The organism is Segeticoccus rhizosphaerae (assembly GCF_009192725.1).
In the GTDB taxonomy this organism is placed as follows: domain Bacteria; phylum Actinomycetota; class Actinomycetes; order Actinomycetales; family Dermatophilaceae; genus Segeticoccus; species Segeticoccus rhizosphaerae.
In genome coordinates this window covers 1-2,865 of record NZ_VOHR01000416.1, presented here as the reverse complement: position 1 = coordinate 2,865, position 2,865 = coordinate 1, and the positions used below count along the sequence as shown (strand labels likewise).

The following is a 2,865-nucleotide window of genomic DNA, read 5'->3' as shown; positions in this document are numbered from 1 at the left end:
CGAGTCGCTCGAGCGCTCCCGAGGTGCGGGGGTCCGTGACCACCCGGCGCGACGCGGACTCGACGGTGGCGCGCTGGCTCTCCGGTGCAGCGGCGGCCAGCCGATCGGTGAGCTCGCGGGTGAGGGCGTCGCGTCCCTGCGGCGACTGCAGGATGGTGCCGGCCACGTGGGTGACCCGGTCGGGGTTCAACACCGTCGTGCTGCCCACCCACGCCGTCAGCGCCACGACGCCGGCGAGCAGCGCCAGCGACATCAGCAGCCCGGACACTCGCGAACGAAACATCGGTGGCTACTCCCTCGATCGTCGACGGGCTGGGCGCCCCTGCCTCCAGAGTGCAACATCGACGCGTCAGATCCGAAACCGACACGAACCCGTGCCTGCGTCGAGCCGCGCTGGCGAAAGTGGCCCAAAGGGGAGGTCTCTGCCTGAACCGACCATGTTTGCCAGCGCGGCCCGACAGCCGCTGCCGAGGAAGCGCGAACGAACGGACAGGCGAGTCCTGCGTGGGGCAGGTCGGGCTTGAACCGACGACCGGCGGATTATGAGTCCGCTGCTCTAACCGACTGAGCTACTGCCCCGTGAGGCGTCGACAGAGGGGACCTGCGAGCCACCGGGCAACGATAGAACATCTCGGCCCTCGCACTCTCGCGCGGCTCCTCAGCGGCGGGGGATGTTGCGCAGGTTGCTGCGCGCCATGCTCACGACTTCGCCGGCGCCCTTGTTGAGCACCACCTTGGACATCGCCGTCGCGAAGCCGAACACCTGCGTGCCGGAGATCTTCGGCGGGATCGACAGCGCCTGCGGATCGGTGATCACCTCGACCAGCGAGGGACCCTGGTGGGCGAACGCGTCCCGGAAGGCGTCCTCGAGGTCGCGTGGCTTGACGACCCGGACGGCGTGGAAGCCCAAGGCCTCGGCCACGGCCGCGTAGTTGGTGTCGGGCACGTCGACCCCGAAGTCGGGCAGACCGTCCACCAACATCTCGAGCTTCACCATGCCGAGCGTGGAATTGTTGAACACCACCACGTTGAGCGGCAACCGGTGCGTGGCCACGGTGACCAGCTCGCCCATGAGCATGGACAGCCCTCCGTCGCCGGAGACGGAGATCACCTGGCGGTCGGGATAGGTCAGTTGCGCGCCCACGGCCTGCGGCAGCGCGTTGGCCATCGATCCGTGCAGGAACGACCCGATCAGCCGGCGGGTGCCCAGCGGGTTGATGTAGCGCGCCGTCCAGACGTTGCACATGCCGGTGTCGGCGGTGAACACCGCGTCGTCGGCGGCGACCTCGTCGAGGATCGACGCGGCATACTCGGGGTGGATCGGCACGATCCGGTCGGCCTTGCGGGTGTAGGCGCCCACGGACTTGTTCATCAGCCGGTCGTGCTTCTTCAGCATCTGGCGCAGGAACCGGCCGTTCTTCTTGCGCTTCACCAACGGCATCAGGGCCGCGAGGGTGGGAAGGACGTCACCGTGGACGGCCACATCGACATCGGTCCGGCGTCCGAGGTGCTCTGCGGCTCGATCGACCTGGGCAGTGCGGGTCTCGGGCAGGAACTGGTCATAGGGAAAGTCGGTGCCGAGCAGGATCAGCAGCTCGGCGTCCGCGATGCCCTCGGCCGCCGCGCCGTAACCGAGCAGCCCGGTCATCCCGATGTCGTAGGGGTTGTCGTACTGGATGAAGTCCTTGCCGCGCAACGAGTGTCCGACCGGGGCCTGCAGGTGCTCGGCCAGCGCGACCACCTCGTCGTGCGCGCCCTCCGCGCCGGCGCCCACGAAGATGGCCACCTTGTCCACGTCGTTGATCGCGTCGGCGAGCCGCTGGACGCTCTCCGGGGCGGGCGTCACCGTCGCCGGCACGAAGTCGGTCTGCAGCGGCGTCGGGGCGGTTGCCTCGAGGCTCGCGATGTCGCCCGGCAGCGTGACCACCGCGACGCCACGCCTCCCGACCGCGTGCTGGATCGCACTGTGCATCACTCGCGGCGCCTGGTCCGTGGTGCTGACCAGCTCGGAGTAGACCGAGCACTCGGTGAAGATCCGGTCGGGGTGGGTCTCCTGGAAGAAGGCCGTGCCGATCTGGGCGCTCGGGATGTGCGAGGCGATGGCCAGGACGGGCGCGCCCGACCGGTTCGCGTCATACAGGCCGTTGATCAGGTGCAGGTTGCCCGGCCCGCACGATCCGGCGCACACTGCGAGCCGCCCGGTCAGCTGCGCCTCGGCGGAGGCGGCGAAGGCGGCTGCCTCCTCGTGGCGCACGTGGATCCAGTCGATGCCTCCCCGGGTGGCGCCGCCGGTCCTGCGCACCGCGTCCACCAGCGGGTTCAGGCTGTCTCCCACGATGCCGTAGATCCGCTTCACCCCGGCCTGCTGGAGCTGCTCGATGAGCTGGGTCGCGAGTTCCTTGGCCATGCCCACGGATCCTATGCGCCCCGTGCACTGCGATGCTGGAGACATGTCACTGGCGGTGTGCCTGCTCTTCGACCGGCGAGGTGAGTCCGCCCTGCGCCGACTCTGGGCAGCGCTGGAGGCACAGGGGATCCGCAGCCTCGCGAGCCACACCCACGGGCGGCACCATCCGCACATCTCGTATGCCGTGTTGCTCGACTGGGACCTCGAAGCCGTCCGAGACCGCCTGGGTCGCCTCCCGGACGGTGGACCGTTCGAGCTGCGCTTCCACGGCGTCGTGGCGTTTCCCCGGGGCCGGGCCTGCCTCGTGCCGGCGGTCACCTCGGAGGTCATGCAGCGCCAGGAAGCCGTCTCGGAGGCGGTCGTGGGCACCGGCGCGACCCTGCACCGGCACTACCGACGCGGCGACTGGGTGCCGCACTGCTCCCTGTCGCCCCGCGCGACGGGGGCGCTGCTGCCGG

General features: G+C 69.8%; 3 protein-coding genes and 1 tRNA gene. 1 reads left to right on the top strand and 3 read right to left on the bottom strand.

Annotation, left to right across the window (positions count from 1 at the left end; genetic code table 11):
- The 3 genes from FRW57_RS19925 to FRW57_RS19915 all read right to left on the bottom strand — a co-directional run.
- On the bottom strand, positions 1 to 283 hold a 283-nt coding region (locus FRW57_RS19925), incomplete at its 3' end, for a hypothetical protein (RefSeq protein WP_152186869.1).
- A gap of 222 nt (positions 284 to 505) precedes the next feature.
- Positions 506 to 579 (bottom strand) — tRNA-Ile (locus FRW57_RS19920).
- A 79-nt stretch (positions 580 to 658) separates the two neighbouring features.
- A complete protein-coding gene (locus tag FRW57_RS19915) occupies positions 659 to 2,407 on the bottom strand; it encodes a pyruvate dehydrogenase (protein ID WP_137120928.1) in 1,749 nt (582 codons plus the stop codon).
- 43 nt (positions 2,408 to 2,450) lie between these two features.
- On the opposite strand from FRW57_RS19915, the gene FRW57_RS19910 reads away from it, so the two are divergent.
- The coding region (locus FRW57_RS19910; RefSeq protein ID WP_152186868.1) for a 2'-5' RNA ligase family protein at positions 2,451 to 2,865 on the top strand (415 nt) is incomplete at its 3' end.